The organism is Streptomyces bungoensis (assembly GCF_001514215.1).
GTDB lineage: Bacteria > Actinomycetota > Actinomycetes > Streptomycetales > Streptomycetaceae > Streptomyces > Streptomyces bungoensis.
Genome location: NZ_KQ948869.1, coordinates 151389 through 175439, shown reverse-complemented (window position 1 = coordinate 175439; position 24051 = coordinate 151389). Strand labels below are relative to the sequence as shown.

Genomic DNA, 24051 nt, shown 5'->3' with positions numbered 1-24051 from the left:
ACGAAACCGGCCAGCCGGGCCGCCTGCCCCGCCAGACCCTCCACACCCCGGCCCGACACCACCCACGGCACCACACCACCCACCGCGAACACCGGCGAAACAGCCTCACCTTCAGGCTCCGGCACACCCCCCGGCGCCTCCTCCAGCACCACATGGGCATTGGTCCCGCCCATGCCGAAGGAGGACACCCCGGCCATGAGGGATGCGCCGGGGCGGGGCCACGGGCCGAGGGTGCTCTGTACGCGCAGACGGAGGGTGGTCAGGGGGATGGCGGGGTTGGGCGTCTCGTAGTGGAGACTGGGCGGGAGTTCGCGATGCTGGAGGGCCAGCACCGTCTTGAGGAGGCCTGCGATTCCCGCGGCGCCCTCCAGGTGGCCCACGTTCGTCTTCACCGAGCCGACGTGCAGCGGCGCCTCGGTGGCTCGTCCCCGGCCGAGGACCCTGCCGAGAGCCGTCGCCTCCACGGGGTCGCCGACCGGTGTGCCGGTCCCGTGGAGTTCGACGTACTGGATGTCGTGCGGGGCCGCTCCGGCGCTGCGCAGGGCGCGGCGAATGACGTCTTCCTGGGCGCCGGCGTCCGGGGCGGTGAGCGTGTCGCCGCCCCCGTCGTTGTTGACGGCGCTGCCGCGGATGACGGCGCGGACGGGGTCGCCGTCGGCGAGGGCCCGGTCGAGCGGTTTGAGTACGACGAGGCCGCCGCCCTCGCCCCGGACGTAGCCGTTGGCGCGGGCGTCGAAGGTGTAGCAGCGGCCGTCGGGCGAGAGCGCGCCGAAGCGGTGCGGCAGCAGGCTGCCGCGCGGCGCGAGTTGGAGGTTGATCCCGCCGGCGATGGCCAGCTCGCTGTCCCCGCTGCGCAGGCTTTCGCAGGCGAGGTGCACGGCGACCAGCGAGGAGGACTGCGCCGAGTCGAGGGTGAGGCTCGGACCGCGCAGTCCGAGCAGGTAGGAGATGCGGTTCGCGATGAGGGCGCGGTGGGTGCCGGTGAGGGACTGGTGGGTGACGCTGTCCGCGTCGAGGCCGTTGGCCAGGGTCGCGTAGTCGTCGTGGGCGGCGCCGATGAACACACCGGTGCTCGAGCTGCCCGGTCGCCCGGGAACGATGCGGGCGTCCTCGAGGGCCTCCCAGGCGAGTTCGAGCGCGAGACGCTGCTGCGGATCCATGGTGTCGGCTTCGCGCGGCGAGATGCCGAAGAAGCCGGCGTCGAAGCCGGTGACGTCGTCGATGTAGCCGCCCCAGCGGGGAACGTCGCCGGAGGCCGCGTCCTCGCCGGAGGTGGCGTCGCCGGCCGCACCGGTGAGCCGCAGCCGGTCGTCCGGGGTCGGCTGCACGGCGTTCCCGCCGGCACGGAGGAGGCGCCAGAGGGCGTCGGGGTTCGGGGCGCCGGGCAGGCGGCAGGCCAGGCCGACGACAGCGATGGCACACCGGGGCGCGGCGCCGGACTCGTACCGTGTGCGTTCTGACTCGGTCATTCCACTCCACCAGCTTGTCGGCCCAGCCGTGTGGGCCTCGGACGTCGGGTAGCGCGTGCTCAGGGGACGCTCACGGGGCGTGACGCGGTCGGCGGCTCGCACCACCCGGTCGGGGCCGGGCCGCCGGGCCTCGGCCGCCGTCCGGAGCCCGGGCCGCCGGGGACCCCACGCTAGGTGGGCAGGCACTAGGGCGCCCCCTAGATTCCCGCGGCCTCGCAAGGCCCGATCCGGGGCCGTCGGCGCGAGGTTGCGGGAAACGCCCAGACATGCGGAGCGAGGGGGCTTCCGGTGTTGCGCTCCCCGGGCCGCTCCCCCTGAATGAGCGCAGTACCGCCCGCAGGCGGCGGTGTCGCGTCCGGCGTGAGTGCTGGTGTCCTGGCCGGCCGCCCGGGAGAGGGAGGGAAATCATGACGAGCGCGGACCTCGCGGAGATGCGCGACGCCCTGGTGACGCTGCGCCGCAGCATCGAGTCGCTGCGGACCGCCGACGGCGAATCCCCGTACGTTCGGCGGCTGATGAACGACCTGGACCGCTTCCAGCTCGACATGGAGGACATCCGGGGCACGAGGTTCCGGGTGCCGGCCGCACACGGGGCGGTGGGGGCGCGGGAGGTCATCGCGGTGCACGACCGTCCGTACCACCACCAGCCGTGGCAGGACGCGGACGACGAGGGCATCGGCGGCCACCGCCGCTGAGGGTGATGCCCCGGCCGCCGTCGACGTTCCGGCCGGCCGGGCGCCGGGCGCCACGGCCGGCCGGGTACGGGTGCCGAGCAGTACGTGCAAAACGTCGGCTTCCCCGGGCGTGGCGGTCCCGGGGAAGCCGACGTCAGCGCCCGTGAGGGCCGGGTCACTTGATGAAATCGGGTACGGCGCGGGGCGGCCAGGCGCCGACGGTGAGGACGCCGGTGGAGTAGGCGCGTGAGACCAGAGCGGCGCGGTTGGGCGCCTTGAAGCGGCGGAGCATCAGGCCGACGTGGTATTCGACGCCCTGCCGGCTGAGGTAGAGGCGGGACGCGAGCTGGACCGTGGAGGCGCCGGTGGCGACGCCCTCCAGGATGCGCGCGTCGAGGGCGGTCAGGAGCGGCGCGGGTGCGGGCCGCTGCGCCTCGGCCGGCTCGTCGTCCGGGCTCATCAGCACGACGACTCCGGAGAGGTCGTCGCCCTCGCCCTTGACGGCTATGCCGGTCATCTCGGCGGAGAAGACCCGGTCGTGGCCGCGCATGGCGACCACCCGCTCGACGAAGCGGCTGCAGCGGCCGGTCGAGAGATGGGTGAAGTGCTTCGCCAGGACGTTCCGGGCACTCGGGTGCAGGACGTCGTAGATGCTGCGTCCGCAGATCTCCGTGGAGGGCCGTGCGACGTGCCGGAAGAAGTCGGCGTTCGCGGCCTCGATCGTCAGTCCGGGGTCCAGGCTCGCCATGCAGGCGACGTGATGCGGGGAAGCCGGCCGCCGGTCCGCACGGCGGACGCCGCGCGTGGCTTCCGGGTGGCCACTGACCTTTGCCGGCCTGTCGGCGTGCGAGAGCATGGAAATATCGCCTCCTGGACGTCAGGGACATTCACTCGGAAAGCGGTGGGCAGAACATGGGGGCCGCTTCGGTGAAATCGCCCGGATTCTTTTTCTGCGCCGCTGTCCGCGACATTAGGTTGGGCGCGTCCGGGGAGTCAACGCGGGTCTGAGCCCGCCGGAAAATACTGCGGTGTCTCGGGCGGGGAGGTACGGTCCGCACCGGTGGCCGGGGTTCGGTCGGGGGCGGCGGTACGGTCACGCGTGCACCGGCCGGCATCGCGGCGGGTTACGCGCGTTGCGCCCGGGCGCGTCCGGAAGCGGTGGCGCGGTACCTCCACCGTCGGACGGTGGAAACCTTCTGACCTGCGAGTTCATGGTGGGTAACCTGGCCGCAACCGGAGCGCCGGACCGGCGAAACGGAAACCTTGACCGACCCCTGCCCGAAGATCACAACGGAACGGTAACAGCATCGTCCCGCCGGTTTGACCCTGGTGGACGTGGGTAACCCTGCGCTTCGCCGCCGGGACCATCGCGTGCGGGAGCCGTGCGTCGCACGGGAAGTTCGGTACCGCACCGAGAATAGATGAATTCTTGACGGAATGAATCCGACGGAAACCACCTGGCGACACGAATGTGTCAGCCACGCGACAGTTCAGGTATAAGGAGTGGCACACTGCGGCTGCCGTATTCCCGGGCCGTGCCTCAGGAACGGAACATGTCGAGGAAGCTGCTCCAGAATCCCTTCCTCACGGCCGTGTCCCGCCCCCCGGAGGTCGCGCAGGCCGTGGGGCGCGGCTGTTCGGCGGCCGTCGCGGCGGCCGACCGGTCGCGCGGCACGGATGCCGTCCGCACGGCCGGAACCGGGCTGAACCGGACGGGCAGCGAGGCGAGCGCACGGTGGAACGGCCCGGGGCGCCGGCGCAGCCGCTCGGCCGGGACCGCGAGCGTGAGGTCGGGCAGTGCGTTCAGGAGCGTCTCGACGGCCGTGGTGGCGATGGCACGCGCCGGGTCCTTCACCGGGCACGCGTGCGGTCCCGCCCCCCAGGCGAGGTGCGCCCCGGCGTGGTACGCCTGCCGGGCCTCGGCGAGCGCCGGGTCGCTGTTGGCGCCGGCGAAGCTGATGAGGACCGGGGTGCCCGCCGCCACCGTCACGCCACCGAGGTCGACGTCCCGGACCGGGTAGTGCGTGGCGTAGTTGGCGAGGGGCGGGTCGTTCCACAGGACCCGGTCGACGGCCTCGTCGACGAGCAGTCCGGCCCCGCTGGAGCCGCTGTCCGACAGGAGCAGGAGCAGGGCGCTGCCGATGAGGTTGCGTTCCGGCTCGACGCTCGCGCCGAGGAGCATGACGAGCTGGTCCTTCAGCTCGTCGTCGGTGAGGGCGGCGGGATGCTGGATGAGCCAGGACGTCACGTCGTCGCCGGGCCGGAGGCGCTTGAGCGCGATGAGTTCGGCGAGACACGCGGTGAGATCCTGGTCGGCGCGCAGCACGTCGTGGCCGTCGAAGACGGCGGACATCGCCGTGGTGAGGGTGTCGCCGATGTCGGCCGGGCAGTCGAAGAACTTGGTGAACAGCAGAAGCGGCAGCAGCCTGGCGTAATCGTCGATGAGATCGGCGTGGCCGCGGGGACCGAACCGGCCGATGAGGTAGGCGGCGACCGGCTCGACGTCCCGGTGGATGCGGGTGGTGCTCAGCCGGGCCAGACTCTCGGTGACGGCCTTGCGCAGCCGCAGGTGCGCGGCGCCGTCGGTGAACAGGCAGTTGGGCCGGTACGCCATCATCGGCAGGACCGGACTGTCCGCGCTGACGCGTCCCTCGTTCAGTGCCGTCCAGCGCCGGGCGTCGCGGGCGAAGAGCGTGGGGTCGCGCAACACCTCCAGGGCCGTCCCGTGCCCGACGACCAGGGTGGCGTCGACGCCGGGGGCGAGTTGCACGGGCCCCGCCGGACCCCGCGCCCTCACCCGCTCGTACACGCGTTGCGGGTGGGCGGCGAACTCGTCGTCGTACAGGGGGCATCCGGCGTCGCGAGGGCTCTGGTGCTGCCCGTCCATGCGGGGGTCCTTCCACGGTCAGACGAGGGCGCGGAGTCCGTCCAGCACCTTCTCGAGAAGGTCCCGCTCGGCGGGCTCGGCGCGGGGCGGTGCGGCGCGGCGCAGCAGGTGGCCCTGCTCGGACAGGTCGGTGAGCAGCAGCCGGACGACGCCGGCCGGCAGCGCCAGATGGGCGGCGATCTCCGCCACCGACAGGTAGCCGCCCGAGCACAGCTGCCAGATGGCGCGGGACTCGGGACTCTGCCGCAGGGGCGGCTTCCGGCCGGGTGCCAGTGTGATCAGTGTGTGCAGCGCCGGTTCACCGGCGGACGGCAGACTCCGGCCGCCGGTGATGACGTACGAGCGGACGATGCGGCTGGTGACCGTGTCGCCGCCGTACCGCGGGCTCACGTCCGCGCACCGGCACCGTGCCGTGGTGCCGCGCCCATGGCCTCGCGCAGCGCGCTGACGGTCTTCTGCATGCGGAAACTCATGGCTTCCATATCGACGTCCGCGGCCGTGGAGACGGCGAGGTGCGAGCCGTCGCCGGCCTCGACGAGGAAGACCCAGCCGTTGTCGAACTCGATGAGGGTCTGTTTCCAGGCTCCTTCTCCCCCGCCGACGAACGCGGCGACGGCACGGCACAGCGACTGGATGGAGCTCATGGCCGCGGCGTTCGTCTCGGCTTCGTCTCGGCCGATGTCGGCGGAGCGCTCCATCAGCAGCCCGTCCGCCGACACGAGGACCGCGTGCCGGGCGCCGCGCACCTCGAGTACGGAGTTCAGCACCCACGACAGATCGGGCTTCACTGCTCCTTGTGTCCTTCCGCGTTGTTCGAAATCCGGCCGCGCCGCGTTCCCCGCGCGAACGCCCCGATGCGTGAGGCGCTCACCGCGCCGGCGGGCTCTGCCCGGTCCGCCTCGGCTGGCACCGGGGTGTGGGCGTCACTCATCGCTACGGCGGCCGTCGTCTCGCGCCGCCGCCGTCTGGGCAGGCCGCCGGCGGTGGTGCCGGCCACCGGCGACGCTCCGGGCAGCGGCGTCGCGGCACGTCGGGGCGCTCCGTGTCCCCGGTGGCCTCCCTCGGCCACCGGCGGGGGTGTGGCGTCGGCCGTCAGCAGGGTCTGCGGTATGCGGACCACGGCACGCACGCCGCCGTAGGGGGACACCGAGTCGGCGGAGACCGAGAAGCCGTACCGCGAGGCGAGCAGCCCGCAGACCGCGAAGCCGAACCGGGGCGGATCGCCGAGGGCGGTGATGGCGACCGGTCCGTCGCCGGCCAGCAGGGCCGAGCTGCGGTCCTTGACCTCCTGGCTCATGCCGACGCCGGCGTCGTCGACGATCAGGCAGACCCCCCTGGGCACGGTCTGGATGTTGATCTCGACCGGGGTGCCCGGCGCGCTGTACTTCGTCGCGTTGTCCAGGAGTTCGGCGAGTACGACGGCGATGGGCTCGACCGCCTTGCTGACGACGTGGACGCCGCTCTGGGCGTGGATCCCGACGCGGTCGAAGTCCCTGATCCTGCCCTGGGCGCTGCGGGCCAGGTCGTACACGGAGGCGTTCTCCTCTCGTCGCCCCAGCCAGCCGCCGCACAGCACCGAGATGCCCTTCGTACGGCGGCTGAACTGGCTGCCGGTGTGGTCGACCGCCATCAGGTCGGCCAGCACCTCGGAGTCGCCGTACTTGCGCAGCAGGCGGTCGAGCAGGACCTGCTGTTCCTCGGCGAGGGAACTGAGCGTGCCCATAGCCGACTTGAGAACGGACTTCGTGGCCCACTCGGCGTCGGCGCGGACCTCGGCGAGTTCCTCGGCATGGCGGACGTCGCGCGCGCCGCGGTCCGCCCGGAGGTGGCCGAGTTCGCCGCGCGCGCTCTCCAGGTCGCGCCGCAGGGCGGCGTTCTTCCGCCGGAGTTCCTTGTGGGTCCCGCGCGCCCGCATCACCACCAGGAACGCGACGACGGCCGAGACCAGGAGGACCCACGCGAGTGGATCCTCGATCGCTGACGTCATGGGGTGGAGCCTCTTTCCGTGTCGCGCTTCGTCCTGCGCGTCAGGTTCGTGGGGTCGGTGGGCGTGACCGGTCTCGCGGCCCGGGAACCGGTCGGCGGACCGCACTCACTCCTGCGATCGAGACCTGCGGGCCGGCACCTGTGCGCATGCGCGACGCGCCGCCGGCCTGCCGCCAACCAGAATGATCTTAATGGCTGATGTTCCGTCAATCGGCAGTCAAGTCAAGGGATTTCACTAGTTGTCGGACCGGTGGTCGCCCGCACTCCCGCGGACGAGGCCGCCTGGCCGCCGGGCCGTCAGGAGGGAGGGAGGGCCAGGCCCACGAGGGGGAAGCCCTTGAGGACGTATCGAGCGTCGGGCACCGCGGGGCGCAGGCATGGCGGGACGGCGGACGACGGAGCCGGGCCGCCCGACGGGGTCCGGGTCTCCGCCTCCCGGCGCGAGGGGACCGCGGCGGGTCGCCGGGCGGTCCGGCGCCACCTCAGTTCGGCCCAGACCAGGAAGCCGCAGCCGGCCGGGGCCGGCGACGCGCCCCAGGCGGCGGCGACGCGCGACACGATCAGCAGTCCGCGGCCGTATTCGTCGTCCGTCGCGCGCGGGCCGGGCGGCCCGGCGGACCACCCGGGGCCGCCGTCCTGCACCTCGATGCGGAGCCGGGTTCCCGCGAGGCGCAGGGTGAGGAGCACTTCGGGTCCGTCCCCGTGCAGGACGGCGTTGCCGACCAGTTCGGACACGGCCAGTACCGCGTCCTGCACGACGTCGGCGGGGGTCTCCCACTGCGCCAGCACCTCACGCACCTGCCGGCGGGCCGGCCCGGCCGAGGCACCGTGCGCCGGCAGGCGCCATCGTCCGGCCCGTTCGGTCGTGGCGTGCGGTGGTCGGGGGGAAGGATTCTCTGAGCGGTGGGCAGCCATGGAAACCTCTCGGGAGTCCGCAGGGAGCTGGGCGCGACGCGACGGCGACGGCGGGCCCGCCACGGGGTGACGGGGGTCTCCGCGCTTCGGGACGGGCCGGACGGTCACTCCGAGACGAACTCCGGGCGCACCCTGGGCGGCCACTGGCCCAAGGCGAACACGCCCATCGAGTAGCTCTTGGAGATGAGCGCCGGCCGGTTGGTCACCTTCATCCTTCTGAGCAGCGATGCGACGTGGTACTCGACTCCGCCCCTGCTGAGGAAGAGCTTCGTGGCGAGCTGGAGGGTCGACTCGCCGGCGGCCACGCCTTCCAGGATCCGGGCGTGCATGGGGCTGAAGAGCTTCTTCCGGGCAGGCACGATCTGTGGTTCGGTGCCGGACTCGTCGGGGTCGATGAGGACGAGGATGCGGGCCACCCGGCCGGATTCGCCGCGCATCGCGATGCCGGTCATCTCGCCGAGGAACACGGAGTCCTGCGCGTCCAGCGCCACCACGCGGTCGGCGAACCGGGACCTGCGTCCGTCCGCCAGCCGGACCAGTTCGTCCTGCAGCTTGCCCCGCACACTCGGGTGGAGGAACTCGCACAGGTTCCTCCCCGAACCGTGGCCCGGGCCCCATCCGAACTGCCGGACGAAGGGCCGGTTGGCCTCGAGGACCTCGAACTCCGGGTCCAGGTTGGCCATGCACATGGACGACTGCCTGAAAAGCGCCAAGTAGTTTGCCGGGGAGGATTCCGAAACCCAGTCACACATTGCGCCAGAAGGGGTCGTTGCAGTATCAGGGCCTGCACTTTTCATGGCGAGGGTGGGCCACTCTCTCTCGAACCTGATGACCGTCGGACCATTCCGTCGAGCGGAATGCTCTTCCCTCCCGACATTGCCATCCCGAAGAAAAAACTGTCAAGGTCAGGCCGCTTTCACACGCCTTTTTCCGCCTAAGACTACGGTGCCCCGCACCCATGGTTCGGTGCTCATTGCGGTCCTGCGGACGGACATATTCCGGGCGCACGGCACATGCCGTGCGGCAAGCGCTTGCGCAGGTCGCGCGCCACATCCAGGCAGACCGGGCGGCGACGACCACCTGAGATCAGATATTTCTATTTCGTCGGCCGGCCGACGGAAGCGAGACACTTCGAGCGAATCGACGAGACTCCGCTAGCCCCTGCCAAGAGCGCTGGACAATTCACGGCGCCCGGATATGCCGAATTTCCGGTAGGAGCTCGTGAGGTGCATTTCGACGGCACGCACACCGATCCCCAGTTCCCTGGCTATGGCGGCATTGCCGAGTCCCTGGGCGGCGCGCTCCGCGACCCTCGTCTCGGCAGGGGTGAGCCCCACGGCGACGGCCCGGGCAGGCGGCGCCGATCCCGGGCCGATGTCCGCCGTACGGTTCCGCAGCTCGGCGGCCAGTCGCCGCCCGCGGTTCAGCAGCCGGTCGCCCGCCGCGTCCGAGGTGCGCTGCAGCCGTGCGCCGAGCGCGGCGAGGGCGTGGGCGAACTCCAGGCGGCTTCCGCCCGTGCCGAGGATGTCCACGGCCTGCTCGAGGAGTGCGCGTCCGCGCGGCCCCTCGGTCACGGTGCCGAGTACCCGCAGCGAGCGGCCGAGGAGGGTGGGCGCGCCCCACACGCGGGCGCGTTCGTGGCACACCTCGGCCGTGCCGATCGCCTCGGCGCTCCGGCCGAGGCGGTGCTGCACGAGGGCTGTCCGCGCCTGCCAGTCGGCGATCGCCGGATTGAGCCAGCCCGCCCGCTCCAGTACGCGGCCGCAGTCCAGGTAGTGGGCCAGCGCCACCGGCAGGTCGCCGCGCTCTTCGGCCCGCAGGCCCCACAGTGCCCGTTGCAGCGCGAAGATCCGCAGGTCGGCGGAGTACTCCACGGCTTCCAGGACCTGCTCGGCCAGAGGGGTGTCGCCGAGTTCCAGGGCGATCCGGCCCAGGAGGAGGGAGGAGGGCTGCCGCTCCTCGTCGTGAGCGCCGTCCGCGAGGGTGACGGCCCGGTGCCCGCATGCGCGGGCCAGTGCCGCCTCGCCGCGGGCGATCAGCAGCAGACCGCGCTGTGCCTCGACCCGGGCCATGAGGCCGGGAGTGCCCTGCTCCGCTGCGCACAGCCGTGCGGCGTCGAGCCAGGAGGCGGCGGCTTCCGGGTCGTCCACCGTGTAGAACACCGGCGGCAGCAGCTCCAGCGCGGGGCCGGTCAGGGAGGCGTGCGCCGGTTGCCCGGCCAGGACCTGCCGGGCCATGCGTGCGATGTCACCGTGCGGAGCCCGTCCGCCCATGGCCGCGGCGAACAGCAGCACGATCCGCAACTCCCGCTCGGCCGACGACGGCTGAGCCGGCCCTTCGTCCAGTTCACGCAGTCGCCGGGCCGCCGACGCCACGAACCGCGGCTCGTGCAGCCCGGCATAGCGGGCGCGTGCCTCCAGCCGCATCGCCAGGCACGTGCCGAGCCGGTCGGCCTCCGGCGGTGTGCCGAGGGCGGTGGCCGTCTCGTCGACGAGCTCGGCCAGTTGGGGGTCGCTGCGCAGGAGGTGCATCGGGGTGCTGGCCACGACCTCCGCCTGGCGCGTGATCCGCGGCATCAGCCGCGCGGCCTGCACCAGGTGCCGGCCCGCCGGTGCCGACCCCGTCTCCGCCTCCGTGAGGCCCAGTTCGAAGAGCAGTTCGGCCCGTATCCGGCTGCTGGGGGGTACGTCGGCGAGGGCCCGGCCGAGGTAGCGCGCAGCCGCGTCGGGAGCGTTCCTGCGCAGGGCCGCCGCGGCGGCGACGCGCAGTTGGTGGATCTCCCAGGGGCCGCCGAGCCGGTCGACGTGGAGCAACGGGGCGACGACCGCCTCGGGGTCGGCCCCGCACGCGTCGAGCACGGCCGACGCCTCCCGGTGCAGCCGGGAGCTCTCCTCGGCGTCCATGGCGCGCGAGACGATGTCGGCGACCGTGCGGACGGGGTGTGCCGGGTCGTCGTCCGCTCCGCCCGCGCAGACGACGGACAGCGCGTGGCGCACCTGGTCGCACTGGCGCCGGGAGAGTCCGGCGAGCCGTCCCACGAGTTCGTCGGTGGCACGGTCGCCGAGGACCGCGGTGGCCTTGGCGAAGACCTCCACCACCGGTTCACGGCGCAGCAGGGTCAGCAGCCGTTCCCGGCGCAGCGACTCGCCGAGTTCCCTGAGCCGTGCGGTCTGCCAGCCGGGGGCGCCCAGGCGGCGCAGCCGGGCCCGGTCGCACAGCACCCGCAGGTACTTGGGCCGGCCGCCGGTCAGCTCCCGGCAGGTGGCGGCGAACTCCTCGGGGCAGTGCGGGCCGAACCGGTCGGCCACCAGCGTGCGGGCGGCGGCGTGGGACAGGGGGCGGGCCCGTACGTGGTGGGTCGCCGCGGCCGTGATGTCGCGCACGAGCGGGTCGTCGGCGGTGGTGCCGTCCTTGTGGACGACGGCCATCAGCAGACGCGTGCCGTGCAGGCGCGCGGCGAGGTGGGCCAGCGCGTGCAGGGTGGGCGCGTCGACCCAGCCCAGGTCGTCCACCGCCAGCAGCACGGGTCGTTCGGCACTGGTGCCCGCGAGCAGAAGGTGGAGCCAGTGCAGGGCGTCGGCGAACGTGGCGGGGTCCGGTGCCTCCGTGCGGTCCGGGCACGGCGCCGTCCAGGGCAGCGGCGCGGCGCCGTCCGTCTCGGCGAGCAGGGGCAGTACCAGCTGGCGCATGACACCGAAGGTGACGCCGCGTTCCGCGGGGGCGCCGCCGGAGCGCAGGACGAGGACCCCGGAGGACGCCGCGGTGTCGGCGAGCCGATGCAGCAGTGCGCCGGTGCCGGTGCCGGGAAGGCCTTCGACGAGGACGAGCCCGCCGGAACCCGACTGGGTCTCCGCGACGGCCTTGGTGAGGACGGTCAGCTCCTCTTCGCGCTCCAGCAGCATGGCTCAGTCGTTCTCCTGTCCGCCGCGCAGGTGGGCGACGAGGGCGGAGCGGCCCCTGACGCCGAGTCTGCGGTAGATCTTGGTGAGTCTCAGTTCGACGGTCCGGGTGGACAGGCCGAGGCGCTCGGCGATCTCCCGGTTGCCCAGGCCGCACACGACGAGGCCCGCCACGGCGCGTTCGGCGTCGGTGAGCTGCCGGTCGTCGGCCGGCTCCGGCGATTCGGCCGGTTCGTCCGGGGCGCGGGGCACGTCGACGCCGGACCGGGCGAGCACGGCGTAGAGGTGGGAGCGCGTGCCGGCGAACGCGTCGGCGGTGCCCCACAGTTCGGCGTCGCGGTCCTCGCCGGCGAGGCATTCGGCCGCGGCGGTGGCTGAGCCCAGCCGGCGGTGGGCCGCGGCGGCGGTGCTGCGCCACGGGATCAGCATGGGGTTGAGCCACCGCCTGGAGCGCAGCAGGCGGCCGCACTCCTCCAGCAGGAGCAGGGCGCGTTCGGCGTCACCGCCGATCAGGGCGAGTTCGGCCCGCGCGTACAGCAGGAACGCGAAGGCGACGCCTCGGTCCTCGCGTCTCACCCGGGCTCGTGCGGCCACCTCCCGGGCCTCGGCCACGCGTCCGCACCGGATCAGGGCGAGCACCTCGGCGGCGGTCAGCCTGGGACTCAGCAGGGCGTGCCAGGAGCTCGGCGGGAGTTCGCGGGTCGCCGCGGCCAGGGCACCCAGGGCGTCCTCCGAGCCGCCGAGGCGGACGGCGGCCTCGGCCCGGGCCAGCAGGGCCTGCGCCGCGGCGGCGTGGGCGCCGGCCCGCCGGGCCTCGACGACCACGGCGTCGAGGCTGCGCAGTCCACCGTCGACGTCGGCTGCGCACAGCAGCGTGCGGGCCGCGGCGATGCGGCACATCAGGGGGACCGCGGCGGGTGCGGCGAGGGCGGTGCGGGCGAGAGCGCGGGCGCGGACGCTGTCGTCGGCGCGCACGGCCAGGTTCCAGGCGAGTACGGCGGCCTCGGCCGGGTGTCCGGGATGGTCGGAGTGGACGGGTGGCGAAGCGCCCAGCGGCGGGCCGCCCTTCTCGTTCCACGCGAGCCGGCCGAGAGCACGCAGGGGGCGCAGCTGGGCGTCGGGTATCGAGGCGAGGGCACGCTGGTGCACGTCGGCGGTCATCCAGCGGGTCGTCTCGGCATCACCCCGGCTCAGGAGCAGGTCGGCGGCGTGCAGGACGACGGGCCAGGTCTGCGGGGTGACGTGGCGGAGCATGATCTGGCGGAGCCGGCCGTCGCCGGCCTGGGGGGCGGTGACCGCTTCGACGGCTGCCAGCTTCAGCAGCAGCCGGGCCCGGTCCGCCTCCGTGACGGACTCGCCCAGGGCATGGCGCAGTGCGTCGGCGGTGACGTCGGCGGGTATGCGGCCGGGCTGGGCGTCGTCCGGCGCCGTCCTGGGGCGGACGACCCCGGAGACGGCGCCCAGCATGTCGGCGACCGTGCCGATGCGCGTCCTGCCGCCGCCCCGCACCGCCGCGGCCTTGAGGTGGAGGATGTCGCGTTCGGCGGGCGTCATGCCGGCCAGTACCTCGTCGGCGAACCAGGGGCGGCTCAGCCGGGGCGGCCCGTTCCCGGCGAGCAGGCCGCAGGCGCGCAGGGCGTCCACGGCTTCCTCGAAGGCGGCCGCGTCCAGACCGGCGACGGCCGCGGCGCCTCCGGTGTCGAGCAGGTGACCGACGGCGGCCACGACGCGCAGCACGTCCATGGCGTCGTCCGCGAGGCCCTGCGCCGTGGACAGGGCGCGGGCGGACCAGACGGCCCGGGCGGTGGCGGTGAGCCCGGGTAAGGCGTCGGTCCGTGTCCGTGGGCCGGAGGCGGCGAACCGGTCGGCGACGGTGCACAGGACGGCGGGCGCTCCCCCGGCCACGGCGTTCACGGCCGCCGCGGACGCGGGGGCCGGCCGCCACGCGCGGCTCGCCAGCAGGGTGCGCGCCTCGTCGTCGGTGAGCGGGTCGAGGCGGAGGGTGTTCACGGGGCAGGTTCGGCCGCTGTCGCGCACGCCCGCGGTGGAGCGGACGTGGCGGAGGGGTAAGGGCGAGGTCACCACGGTGAGGACGGGGCCGGAACGCGGGCGTTCGGCCAGCGATATCAGCCGGCGCAGCGAGTCGGGGTCGGCGAGGTGGAGGTCGTCCACGGCCAGCATCACGGGCCGTCCGGTCGCGTCCTCCAGCGCGGCGTCGCACATCCGGGCGACGGCGGCCGTCGGCCGTGTGCCCGAGGGGAGGCCTCCGGCCAGCTCGGCGATCCGGGACGGCGGGCACAGGGTGGCCAGGAGCTGCGTGAGCGTGGCGTACGGGATGCGGGACTCGCGGCGGGAGCAGCGGGCCACCGCGACCGGAATGCCGGCGGCGCCGGCCCGGGCCACGGCCCAGTCGAGGACCGCGCTGCGTCCGGAGCCCATCGTGCCCGTGACGACGGTGAGTCCGGAGGCACCGTCGTCCAGACGGGTCACGAGCCGGTCGAGGACGCCGAGCACGGCGTCCCGTCCCACGAGCCGGGTGTCGGCGCGGGCGGGGGGCGGTGTCATGGGAGGACCTGCCGGCCGGCGTGGTGCCCGCCGGGGAGGGCGGAAAGCGGGAGACGGCCGGCGAGCGGCTTCGGAGGGTTTCGCATGCGCACCTCTCGTCTCACGGCAGCCGAGTGACCTGGCGTTTCCCGGGTGTCGGAGATTACCGAGGATTCCGGACAATCGCAGGCTGCTTCCATGGATTCTGAGCCTCTTTTGAGGTTACCGGTGATTCAACATCGCGCAGGCGGTTCACTGCGCCGGTTTCCAGGGCTCGTCGAGGGCGTCCGCGAGCTCCTGGCGGCCGCCGATTCCGAGCTTCCGGTAGACGCTCGTCAGGTGGAACTCGACGGTGCGCTGGGTCAGGAACAGTGATTCGGCGATCTCCCGATTGGTGGCGCCGGCCGCGGCCCGCTCGGCGATCTGACGTTCGCTTCCGCTAAGTGCCTCGGTGGGCGACTGGGTGCTGTGCCGCAGTCGCCCGCCGGCGGCGGACAGTGCGGCGACCGCCTGGTCGAGGAGAAGCCTGGAGCCGCACCTGACGGCCGTGTCGATCGAGCGGCGCAGCCGCTCACGGGCGCCCGCGGCGTCCCCGTGGTCCATGAGGCGCCGGCCGAGCAGGTATTCCGCGCGGGCGCTCTCCAGTTGCCCGGCGCTGTTCTCCAGAAGGCGGGCGGCTTCGGTGAGTTCCTCGATGCCGGCGGTCCCCGGGGCGAGGACGCCGCGGCAGAGGTGGAGCATGCCGAGCGCCCGGGGCGTGCCCCAGCGCCGGACCGAGGGCGCCACCCGTTCGACGACGGCCCGTCCCTCCTCGGGGCGTCCGAGTCCGGCGAGGATCTGCACGGCGTCGAACCACCAGGGGGCCAGGACCGGGTTGCCGATGCCCGCGTCGGCGAGGCTGTCACCGCACCGGTTGAGGTGGTGCAGGGCTCCTTCGAGGTCGCCGAGCGCCGCTCGCACCCGGCCCCGGGCCATCAGGTAGGTGTGGTACTCGAGCGCGAACCGGTCGAGACCGGGCCTGGCGACCAGGTCGACGAGCTCCTGCGCGCGGTGCGGGTCGCCGCGGTGCACCAGGGCTTCCGCGAGGGCGCACTGCGGACCGACCGCGCTGGACACGCGCAGGAGCCGGTGCACGAGGTCGAAGGCCAGTTGGGCGTCGGACAGCGCCTGGGTGATGTTGCCCGCCCACAGGTGCATCTGGGCGCGGGTGGAGGAGGCCACGCCGCAGGTCCAGGCCTCGCCGCGGATCCGGGACTGTTCGAGCAGGGCGGTCAGGGCGAGGTCGACGGGCTTGATCTCGTCGGCGAGGTAGAGGGTGAGGCTGGCCCCGAGCGCTCCCCAGCCGCCCAGCGACACGTCACCGACGCACAGCACGCGTCCGGCGGCCGGCACGACCTCGGCGGCGGGCCTGCCCTCGAGGGTGCCGAGCGCGCACAGCATTCCCAGCAGCAAGCGCTCCTCGGCCGTCTCGCCGGCCGGTGGCGTGCGGTCGCGGAAGCGTTCGCCGACCTGGCGCACGGTCGTCTTCTCGTCCAGGCCGGCCACCAGCACCATGGCCTCCACTCGCGTGCGCAGCGCCTGGTCGGCCGGGGAGTCGCCGAGCTGTGTCGCGCACAGTTCCACGGCCTCGTTGGCGAGTTCGAAGGCGCGCGGAGAGCGGTAGGCGCCGAGTGCGGTCACCACGTACTGGAGGATCAGCCGGCAGCGGGCGCGGGGCTCGGTCACCAGCGTCAGGGCGTGTTCCAGTCTGCCGAGCGCGGCACCGGAGTCGCTGTGGGCGAGGGCCCTGGCGGAGGCGGACAGCAGCTCCACGTCGTCGGGGTCGTGGCGCAGGGCACGGGTGAGGTACTGCCCGGCGACGGCGGGCGCGCCGCGCTGCTCGGCACCCAGAGCCGCGGAGCGCAGCGCGGTGACCATCCACGGTTCGGGTATCTCGGGCAGGCGCATCAGCTGGAGGGCGACCTGCTCCGCGGAGCTGTGGGAGTCGTTGAGCAGACGGGCGGCCCGCTCGCGCAGGTCGTCGCGCTCCGCCGGGGGTACGGCGTCGAGGACGGCCTGCCGGAAGAGATCGTGCCGGTAGCCGAGGGAGCCGGGCAGCAGCAGGCCGAGGTCGCGGAGGTCCTCCAGGGCGCGGCGGGCGAGGCCGGGCCGGGTGCCGGCGAGCGCGGCGATCAGCGCCGGGTCGTCCGTCTCCAGGATCGCCGCCGCCCTGGCCACGGCCGACTGGCCGGGCGTGAGCCGGTCGATGTGGAAGCGGGCGACCGCGCGCCGGCCGAAGCCGTCGGAGAGCGCGGCCGCGTCCGGTGCCCCGCCCGGCGCCACCTCCGCCAGCTCACCGGCCAGGAGGTGGACCAGGAAGGGCGTTCCGCCGGTGATCTCCAGGCAGCGGGCCACCACGGCCGGTGCCGGCTCGGTGCCGAGGGCGGCGGTGAGGATCTCACGGACGGCGTCGTACGGCAGCGGTGCCACGTCGACGGTGAGGCAGGCCGCGGCGTCGGCGATCTCGTCGAGCGCGTCGGGCGCCGGGGCGCCCGTCTCGGTGCGCAGGGTCACGAACAGGGCGATGGGCAGGTCGGCGGCGCGCCTGACGAGGAAGCCGAGCCACCTCAGGGACGCCTCGTCGCACCACTGGACGTCGTCGACGGCCAGCACCAGGGGCTCCTCCGCCGCCAGTCCGGCGGTCAGCCAGTACAGCCCGTGCATGACGGCGTAGCTGTCGGCCGGGCCGGCCGGGCTCCCGGCGGGCGCCCGGTCCGGGGCCAGGGCGGGCAGCGCGAGGCGCGCGCTGCCGCTGAGCAGCGGGCTGCCCGCGGGGTCCGGGCCCGTCAGGCCGAGCGGTGCGAAGAGCGCGCGGACGGCCTCGAAGGCCGTTCCTCCGCCCTCCTGGCACTTGACGGTCAGGACGCGGACGTCACCGCCCGTTTCCGCGAGGGCCGCGGCCATCAGCCGGGTCTTGCCCACACCGGCCGGCCCGCGCAGCAGCGCGGCCCGCATGGCGCCGGCCTCCCGCATGTGCTCGCGCAGGAGCGAGAGCTCCACGTCCCGTCCGACGAGCCCGGGTGCGCCCGCCGCCTCCAGCCCGATGAGTGAGGCCACCGCGACTCCTTTACCGCCCCCTCCCGCAAGGGAGTTGGGAACGCTCTCAACCGTCCTCGACTTGTCTGATCGTAAGCACATGACGGCTCCCGTCCGGCGGTATCGCGCAATCGTGACCAAAGACGCATATGCCGCGCGAGAAGCGATCCCGAGGCCGACGGTGCGAATTTGCAGACGTCAATCTTTGGCAGGATGGGGGAAGATCGCGACTACGGCGGCACGAACGGCCCGTTAATCCTGCGCACCTTTCCCGCGCCGAAAGTGAGAAAGATTCACCTTGCCCCGGGCCGCATTCCGCGCCGCCACCCGGGAGAAGGCCACCGAATCTGGGAGTTTCTCCAGTTTCAACACCCGGCGGCGCGTTACCGGTAATGCACGGCCTGACGCGTGGACGCCGGGGATTCCCCGCCGGGAGGACGGAAAGGCACGGAGAGTCAGCCCTCGCCGGCGGCACTGGCCCTCATCGTGCCGCTGCCGCCGCAGGCGGTCAGCGCGGCCGGGGGAAGGGCGAGGGCCAGGCCGGTGCACACCGCGTGCCGGTGCCGATTACTGACTGCGCTCATGGCTGTGGTGCCTCCATGCCGAGGTGGGGGGTGCGTGGTCATGCGGCGTCGAGAAGGGAAGTGCGGTGATCCTGGCCCGGTCAGGGGCTCCGGTGCCGCGGGTCCGGCGGAGCGGTGGTCTCACGCAGGACCAGGTGGATGGGCATCTGCACCTGCCGGGGCGGCGCCGCGCCCGGCTCGTCGAGCTGCCGCAGCAGCAGCCGGGCGGCTTCCTCGCCCTGGCCGGCGACCGGTTGGGCGATGGTGGTCAACCCGATCACCTCGGCGAGCTCGTGGTCGTCGAAGCCGATCACGGACACGTCGTCGGGCACCTTGAGCCGGTGCCGGCGCAGGGCGCGCAGCGCTCCCATCGCCATCTCGTCGGACTGCGCGAACACGGCGGTCGGCCGGCTGCGGCCGGCCAGCAGCTCGGTCATGGCGCGTTCGCCGCCCTCGACCGAGTAGCCGCCGTCCGCCTCCAGCGCGGGGTCGTACGGGAGGCCCGCGTCGGCCAGCACGTCCAGGTAGGCCTGACGGCGCTCGATCGGGGTCGTCCAGTGCAGCGGCTCGCTCGCGCCGGAGAGCATGCCGATCCGGCGGTGACCGAGGTTCACCAGATGCCGCACGGCGCTGGTGGCACCGGCGTGGTCGTCGATGCCGACGACGCTGAAGCCGTCCCTGGCGCCTCCGACGATCACGGCCAGCGGGATGTCCAGCGAGCGCAGCGCGGCGGCCTCCTCCTCGTCCGGGATCAGCAGCGACAGCAGCGCGTCCACCCGCTTGCGCACCGGAAGCCGGGTGAAGAAGCGCTTGCGGGTCTCGGGTGAACCCAGGTTGTACAGCAGCACGTCGTAGCCCGCGGCGCTGAACACCCGCTCCGAGGCGTCCACGACGGTGCCGAAGAACCAGCGGCCGACGTAGGGGACGATGACCCCGATGGTGCGGGTGCGCCCGCTGGCCAGGCTGGAGGCCGACTGCGAGGCGGTGTACCCCAACTCCGCCGCGACGGCTTCGATCTGAGCCCGCACCGGATCCGAGACGCCCGGCCGGCCGCGCAGGGCACGCGAGACGGTGGATGCCGAGACGCCGGCGGCCCGGGCTACGTCGGTGATGCTCACCGTCACGGGTCCAGTCCTCCATCGGTCACGTCGTTGTGAGGGGGGTGGCGTGACCGTAGACCCGGCCAACTCCCCTGCGCAAGCGTTTGCGTTCATATTCACTCGGGCCGATTTGACACGGGGAAGGGCAGGTGTCCGTGAACAGCGCACACGCTTGAGCGCTGTTCCGGTCGGCAGGAACACGCATGTGAGGACGACGGCACATACAGGGTTCTGCGTCCGCGGGGTCCTTGGACGCAGGGGTCCGGCCACTTGCGGATGGGGACGGACGGGCGGTGGTACCGCACCGGGGAACGGATGGGCCGGCGCGCCGCCGCCGGACGGACGGCCTTCCCGGGAGCACGGAAAGACTAGGGAATCCCCTGGTCTTTCCCTGGGTATCGTGCGGCCCGACAAGCCTTCTTCTCGTCGCTTTCACGCCGCGACGTGGATTGGACGATGAGGTGTTCACTCGACGGCCTGCCGAGCAAACCGCCGTACCGGCTGATCACCCCTGGTACCCGGCTCGGCAACGGCGCGGACACGCGGGGCTGCGGCTGCTGCTGCTCGTGGTCCCGGCCCTCATTCTGTCCTCAGGGCTCCGCCAGGACGACCCCATGGCGCAACTGCTGTGGCGCCGGCAGCAGACGGAGCCCCTGCGCATCTCGGGCAGCACCCGGCACGTCCGTGCGGCGACGGCGCTCCCGCCGCTCACCGCCGTCACGGCGCGGATGCCCAGGGCCACGCCGGCCGAAGCCGCTCCCCCGCACGAGGCGGTGCCGGCGGCCTGCGGCGACGGCGCCGGGCGGCACGCAGCGGTGGCCGGCGGTTGCCGCCCGGAGGCCGTCCTTCCGCCAGGCGTCCGCGCGGGGCCGTTGACGGCGGCGCCTGCGGCCCCGCCGCGCGTCGGCGCGGGCATGGTCCTCACCACGGCCATGCTCCTCGTCCTCTCGCTGGCGACCGTGCTGCTGTGCGTCCGGCTGCGCCGGGAACGCGCCGGCCGGCGCAGGTCCGAACAACGGCTGCTGGAACTCCTGGCCACCGCGGGACACGAGTTGCGCACCCCCCTGACCGCCATCTCCGGCTACGTCTCACTGGCCCGGATGGGCGGCCTGGCCGACCCCGACAAGTTCGACGTCGCCATGTCCCGCATGACCGACGAAACCCGCCGCATGTCCGCCCTCATCGACGAACTCGTCCTCCTCGCCCGGCTCGACCTCGGCCAGTCACTGCACCGCGAACCCGTCAACCTCGCCCGCCTCTGCCGTGACGCCACCGCCGACGCCCAGGTCTCCTCCCCCCACCACCCCATCCGGCTCACCATCCTGCCCGGCCGCTACACCGTCCTCGGCGACCGCGACCGCCTCTACCAAGTCGTCACCAACCTCCTGGCCAACGTCCGCCACCACACCCCCCACGGCACCCGCACCGTCCTCGGCCTCGGCAACGAGGACGGCCACCGCGTCATCGAGATCATCGACGACGGACCCGGCATCCCCGCCGAACTGCGGGACTCCGCCTTCGAACGGTTCGTCCACGGCGGCAAACTGCCCGCCCCCGTCGCACACCCGGGCACAGGAGGCGGAAACGGCCTCGGACTGAGCGTCGCCGCGGCCATCGTCGCCGCCCACGGAGGCGACCTGACCCTCGAACCCTCCGCACGCGGAGCCTGGTTCCGCATCCGCCTCCCCGCCTGAGACCAGCACCGCGCCGGAAGGCGGTGCCGGACCGTGACCACGGCCCTTCCGCGGGTCCCCGGCCCTTCTGCCGGTCCTCGCCCTTTCCGCAGGTCCTGCTGTCCGCCTGTTTTCTCCGTGCCTCCGTCAGCCCGAGTACGGTCCGCGGACCACGCTGTTGCCCGAGTGCGCGGGCGTGCCGTTGTACTTCTGCACGGACACGTCGACGACCGCGTACTCGTCGAGGTCGACCGTCGTGGGCACGGGCAGGGCGGCGTGCCCGTCGGCCCCCAGGACACCCATGGAGATCAGCTTCCTGTGGGAGCGGTCCATGAGCCAGACCTCGTAGTAGCCGGAGGTCCGCGGCAGTCCCCGTACCGTGATGTCGAGGGCGCGCCGGCCCCGGTCGGCGGAGAGCCGGGCGTAGCCGGTCGCGTGCGGCACGAGCGCGGCCAGCCTGGTGCCCCGGCCCGCTCCGTCGGCAGGTCCCGGTCGGGCGCTGGAGGCGGTGCCGTCGCGCAGTGCCCACCAGGTGGCGCCGCTGCCCGCCGCGGCACCGGCCAGCGCGGCGCAGGCCGCCAGCGCGAGGGCGAACCTCCTGCCCCTGGCGAGTGCGCTGCGCCGCGATCCGGACGGCGGGCGTTCCACGCCGCCCGGCGCATCGGCACCGGGTCCACTGCCGGGCGTCGCGCGGTCCGGGGCGCTGGACAGACCGAGTTCACCGGCGACGGAGTCCCACAGTCCGGGAGGCGGCTCCAGGAGATCGGCGGGTCCCGGCGCCGACGACTTCCCGGCACGGACGACGCGCCGGTAGGCGTCGAGTTGTTCGGCGCACCTCGGGCAGTGGCGGAGATGCGCGGTGGTCGTGGGCGAGGAAGGCTCACCGAGGGCGACCATGGCGAGCGTCTCCTGGTCAGTGTGTTCCACTGTCCGCCTCCAGTCTGCGCTTGAGCCTGCTCAGTCCCCGTCGGGTGTGGCTCTTGACCGTACCCAGCGGAAGTCCGGTGCGCTGTGCGATCTGTGACTGGGTGAGGTCTTCGTAGAAGGCCATTTCGAGGACGGTCCGCTGCTGCGGCGGAAGCCGTTGCAGTTCCTCGGTCAGCAGCACCTGGTCGATGACCTGGTCGGCGGTCGGTGGCACCGAGTCCGGTGGGGCGGACGCCGTGACCGCGTCCACGTCTCTGCGGCGCCGCGAGGACTGGGTCAGCGCGTCGGCGATCTTCTTGCGCGTGATGCCGATCAGCCACGTCTTGAGCGCGCCGCGCTCGGGCGCGTAGTGGGCCCGGCCGCGCCACGCCCCCGCGAACACCTGCTGGGTGACGTCCTTGGCCTCCTCGGCGTCCGCCAGGGAGCGGTGGGCGAGTGTGTAGACGAGGGCCGCCCAACGTCGGTAGGCCTCCTTGAGACACGCCTCGTCCCCCGCCGCGAAGCCCCGCGCCAGGTCCTCCTCCTCGACCGCGCTCGGCCGCGCGCCGTCGGCGGCGATGACCTGCGCCCCGCCCCACAGCGCGCTCATGTCGTCTCCGGGGCCGCGGCGGCGACGGCCGTGTGCCGGGCGGCCCTGCGGTCGGTACCTCTCAGGGCCGGGCGGGTGAAGGTGCCCGCCACGGCCGGGTGGTCGGCGCGTATGCCCGTGACCGGGCTCGGAATGGCGCCGGCTGCCACGCGGTTCATGGTCTCGTTCCTCCCGCTGTGCTCCGCTGCCGCATGCGCAGTGCATTCCGTCCGGGACGCGAATCCGGTTGCACCGCACGGCCGTTGCTTGCCGGGGGCGGAGGCGGGAGGGGAAGTGCCCCCGGTCCGGTCCGTGCGGCGTGCGTACGCCGGACGGACCGGACCGGGGGCCGGATCAGCAGAGGGAGCCGGTGGCGGCGGCCCCGTCGTCCTGGCGGGTGACACGGAACCGGCACGGGTCGAGCCCGGCACTCCTGATCGCCGACAGGACCGCGGACCGCTGCCCGGAGGTGAGCGAGGGGGTGCGCGACAGCACGAAGCCGGAGCGGCGGTCGCTGTCGGTCACCACGGCCCAGCGGTAGTCGGGATCGAGGCCGGTGACGATGTAGTTGGCCCGATCGGTGTGCAGGTAGGTGCCGCCCAGTCCGAGGAAGCTGACGTTCAGCCGGGCGTTCGTGGCGTCGAGCGGCCTGGCGTCGCCCGTCACGCTGCTGGTGGTGTTCAGCCACGTCGTACAGGTGTTGCGCACGCCGACGGTGCCGGCCGCCGTCCGGGTGTACGTCGCCTTCACGTTCCTGGCGCACTGCAGCTCGAACAACTGCGGCAGCGCGGCCACCTGGTACCAGCTCCCGAGGTAGCGCTCCAGGTCGACGGCGGCCACGGCCGCCGGCGCGCCGGAATCGGCGCCGGCACGCGAGGGTGCGGCCGTCGCCTGTCCCGCGCCGGCGCCGACGGTGAGCAGCAGAGCGGTGGCGGACAGGGTGGCGAGGCGTTTCACGAGTGACACGGACAGTCCCTTCTTCGGCTGTGACGAACCCGATGGCGTGGGGCGGCGCGACACCGGCGGGCGAACGGACCGGTTCAGAACCGGGCCCGGGTGTCCGCGGTGCCGACGGTCAGCCCGTCGGTGAACACCTGCGTGTGGAGGGTGGTGTTCAGGGCGCTCGCGGCCGTCCCGGTGAGCTTCAGGGTCACCTTGCGGGCGTCGAGGGCGTGCTTGCCGAGGGTGATCCGGGCGGTGGAGGTGTCGAGCGTGAAGACCGGGACACGGGTCCTGGTGCCGGCCAGGCGCCCGGTCAGCCGGCCCGTGTCGAGGTCGATGGTGAAGTTCCTGACCTCCAGGGCCCGGCCGTTGAGGACGTTCACGAACTTCAGGCCACCGCGGTGCTCGACGGTGCCGCCGAGCGGCTGCGCCGTGAGCCGGCCACCGGTGACGGGGTACGTCGCCGTCAGCGTCGGGCGCTGGTCGACGAAGCCGAGTCCGGGGCGGCCCGGCCGCGTGACCCAGGGCACGATGCCCCGGGACAGCAGTGCGGTGGTGACGGCGGGAGCCACGGTGACCTCGGTGGTGCCGGACGTGACGTGGACGGTCCTCGGCGCGGCCGAGGCGGGGGCCGCCGCCGCGACCGCGCACATGGTCGCGGTCGTGACGGTCACAGCTGCGAGCGCCGTGCGCTTGAGCATGTCTCCTCCTGGTGGAGTCGAGGATGGCCGAGCGTGTGAGAAGGCGTTCGCCGACGCCCGCTCGCTCGGATGCACCTCGTTGCGGGGCACGTGCGGCCGTTAGCCGTACCGCTGATCGCGCTCGCCTG

At 73.3% G+C, this 24051-nt stretch carries 20 protein-coding genes; 2 read left to right on the top strand and 18 right to left on the bottom strand.

What is annotated here, in order from left to right:
- Positions 1–1469, bottom strand: a 1469-nt coding sequence (locus AQJ66_RS29735) for a type I polyketide synthase (RefSeq protein ID WP_167359196.1), incomplete at its 3' end; no start/stop codon positions are given.
- Positions 1470–1876: 407 nt separating this feature from the next.
- Here AQJ66_RS29735 and AQJ66_RS29730 point away from each other — a divergent pair.
- On the top strand, positions 1877–2164 hold the full coding sequence (locus AQJ66_RS29730; RefSeq protein ID WP_061928168.1) for a hypothetical protein: 288 nt from the start codon (positions 1877–1879) through the stop codon (positions 2162–2164).
- Positions 2165–2318: 154 nt separating this feature from the next.
- Here the strand turns inward: AQJ66_RS29730 and AQJ66_RS29725 are convergent, their stop codons facing one another.
- The 12 genes from AQJ66_RS29725 to AQJ66_RS29675 form a co-directional block, all read right to left on the bottom strand.
- Entirely contained in the window at positions 2319–2891 is a 573-nt protein-coding gene (locus AQJ66_RS29725; protein WP_061928188.1) for a helix-turn-helix transcriptional regulator, read from the bottom strand.
- A 792-nt stretch (positions 2892–3683) separates the two neighbouring features.
- Entirely contained in the window at positions 3684–5030 is a 1347-nt protein-coding gene (locus AQJ66_RS29720; RefSeq protein ID WP_208611483.1) for a cytochrome P450 family protein, read from the bottom strand.
- Positions 5031–5048: 18 nt separating this feature from the next.
- The gene (locus AQJ66_RS29715; RefSeq protein WP_061928167.1) at positions 5049–5420 is read right to left on the bottom strand and encodes a DUF742 domain-containing protein; all 372 of its coding nucleotides are present in this window, start codon (positions 5418–5420) and stop codon (positions 5049–5051) included.
- Positions 5417–5818: a roadblock/LC7 domain-containing protein gene (locus tag AQJ66_RS29710; RefSeq protein ID WP_061928166.1), complete on the bottom strand. Its 402-nt coding sequence runs from the start codon at positions 5816–5818 to the stop codon at positions 5417–5419. Before AQJ66_RS29710 ends, AQJ66_RS29715 begins: the two co-directional genes overlap by 4 nt.
- Complete coding sequence (locus AQJ66_RS29705) at positions 5815–7017, bottom strand: ATP-binding protein (protein WP_061928165.1); 1203 nt, start codon at positions 7015–7017, stop codon at positions 5815–5817. Before AQJ66_RS29705 ends, AQJ66_RS29710 begins: the two co-directional genes overlap by 4 nt.
- 296 nt (positions 7018–7313) lie before the next feature.
- Positions 7314–7931, bottom strand: coding sequence for an ATP-binding protein (locus AQJ66_RS29700; RefSeq protein WP_079060508.1), 618 nt, complete (start codon positions 7929–7931; stop codon positions 7314–7316).
- A gap of 104 nt (positions 7932–8035) precedes the next feature.
- A complete protein-coding gene (locus AQJ66_RS29695) occupies positions 8036–8683 on the bottom strand; it encodes a LuxR C-terminal-related transcriptional regulator (protein WP_061928163.1) in 648 nt (215 codons plus the stop codon).
- Between the two features lie 402 nt (positions 8684–9085).
- Positions 9086–11833: an AAA family ATPase gene (locus AQJ66_RS29690; RefSeq protein ID WP_061928162.1), complete on the bottom strand. Its 2748-nt coding sequence runs from the start codon at positions 11831–11833 to the stop codon at positions 9086–9088.
- Positions 11834–11836: 3 nt separating this feature from the next.
- Positions 11837–14395: a helix-turn-helix transcriptional regulator gene (locus AQJ66_RS29685; protein ID WP_061928161.1), complete on the bottom strand. Its 2559-nt coding sequence runs from the start codon at positions 14393–14395 to the stop codon at positions 11837–11839.
- Between the two features lie 231 nt (positions 14396–14626).
- Positions 14627–17470: an ATP-binding protein gene (locus AQJ66_RS29680; protein ID WP_061928160.1), complete on the bottom strand. Its 2844-nt coding sequence runs from the start codon at positions 17468–17470 to the stop codon at positions 14627–14629.
- A gap of 434 nt (positions 17471–17904) precedes the next feature.
- The gene (locus AQJ66_RS40715; protein WP_279617343.1) at positions 17905–18033 is read right to left on the bottom strand and encodes a hypothetical protein; all 129 of its coding nucleotides are present in this window, start codon (positions 18031–18033) and stop codon (positions 17905–17907) included.
- Positions 18034–18113: 80 nt separating this feature from the next.
- Positions 18114–19136 (bottom strand): LacI family DNA-binding transcriptional regulator, encoded by a 1023-nt coding sequence (locus tag AQJ66_RS29675; protein ID WP_061928159.1) that lies wholly within the window; start codon positions 19134–19136, stop codon positions 18114–18116.
- Positions 19137–19726: 590 nt separating this feature from the next.
- Here AQJ66_RS29675 and AQJ66_RS29670 point away from each other — a divergent pair.
- Entirely contained in the window at positions 19727–20806 is a 1080-nt protein-coding gene (locus AQJ66_RS29670) for a sensor histidine kinase (protein ID WP_061928158.1), read from the top strand.
- Positions 20807–20932: 126 nt separating this feature from the next.
- Here AQJ66_RS29670 and AQJ66_RS29665 read toward each other — a convergent pair whose 3' ends face one another.
- From AQJ66_RS29665 to AQJ66_RS29650, 5 genes are all read right to left on the bottom strand, one after another.
- A complete protein-coding gene (locus AQJ66_RS29665) occupies positions 20933–21712 on the bottom strand; it encodes an anti-sigma factor (protein WP_159052666.1) in 780 nt (259 codons plus the stop codon).
- On the bottom strand, positions 21699–22301 hold the full coding sequence (locus tag AQJ66_RS29660) for a sigma-70 family RNA polymerase sigma factor (protein ID WP_079060507.1): 603 nt from the start codon (positions 22299–22301) through the stop codon (positions 21699–21701). Before AQJ66_RS29660 ends, AQJ66_RS29665 begins: the two co-directional genes overlap by 14 nt.
- Positions 22298–22459 carry a hypothetical protein gene (locus AQJ66_RS39125; protein ID WP_159052665.1) on the bottom strand — a complete coding sequence of 54 codons (162 nt, stop codon included), beginning with the start codon at positions 22457–22459 and terminating at the stop codon, positions 22298–22300. The genes AQJ66_RS29660 and AQJ66_RS39125 overlap by 4 nt, the downstream gene beginning before the upstream one ends.
- Positions 22460–22634: 175 nt before the next feature.
- Positions 22635–23246 (bottom strand): lipocalin family protein, encoded by a 612-nt coding sequence (locus AQJ66_RS29655; RefSeq protein WP_244162979.1) that lies wholly within the window; start codon positions 23244–23246, stop codon positions 22635–22637.
- A 74-nt stretch (positions 23247–23320) separates the two neighbouring features.
- Positions 23321–23923, bottom strand: a complete 603-nt coding sequence (locus AQJ66_RS29650; protein WP_061928156.1) for a hypothetical protein — start codon at positions 23921–23923, stop codon at positions 23321–23323.
- Between the last annotated feature and the right edge of the window lie 128 nt (positions 23924–24051).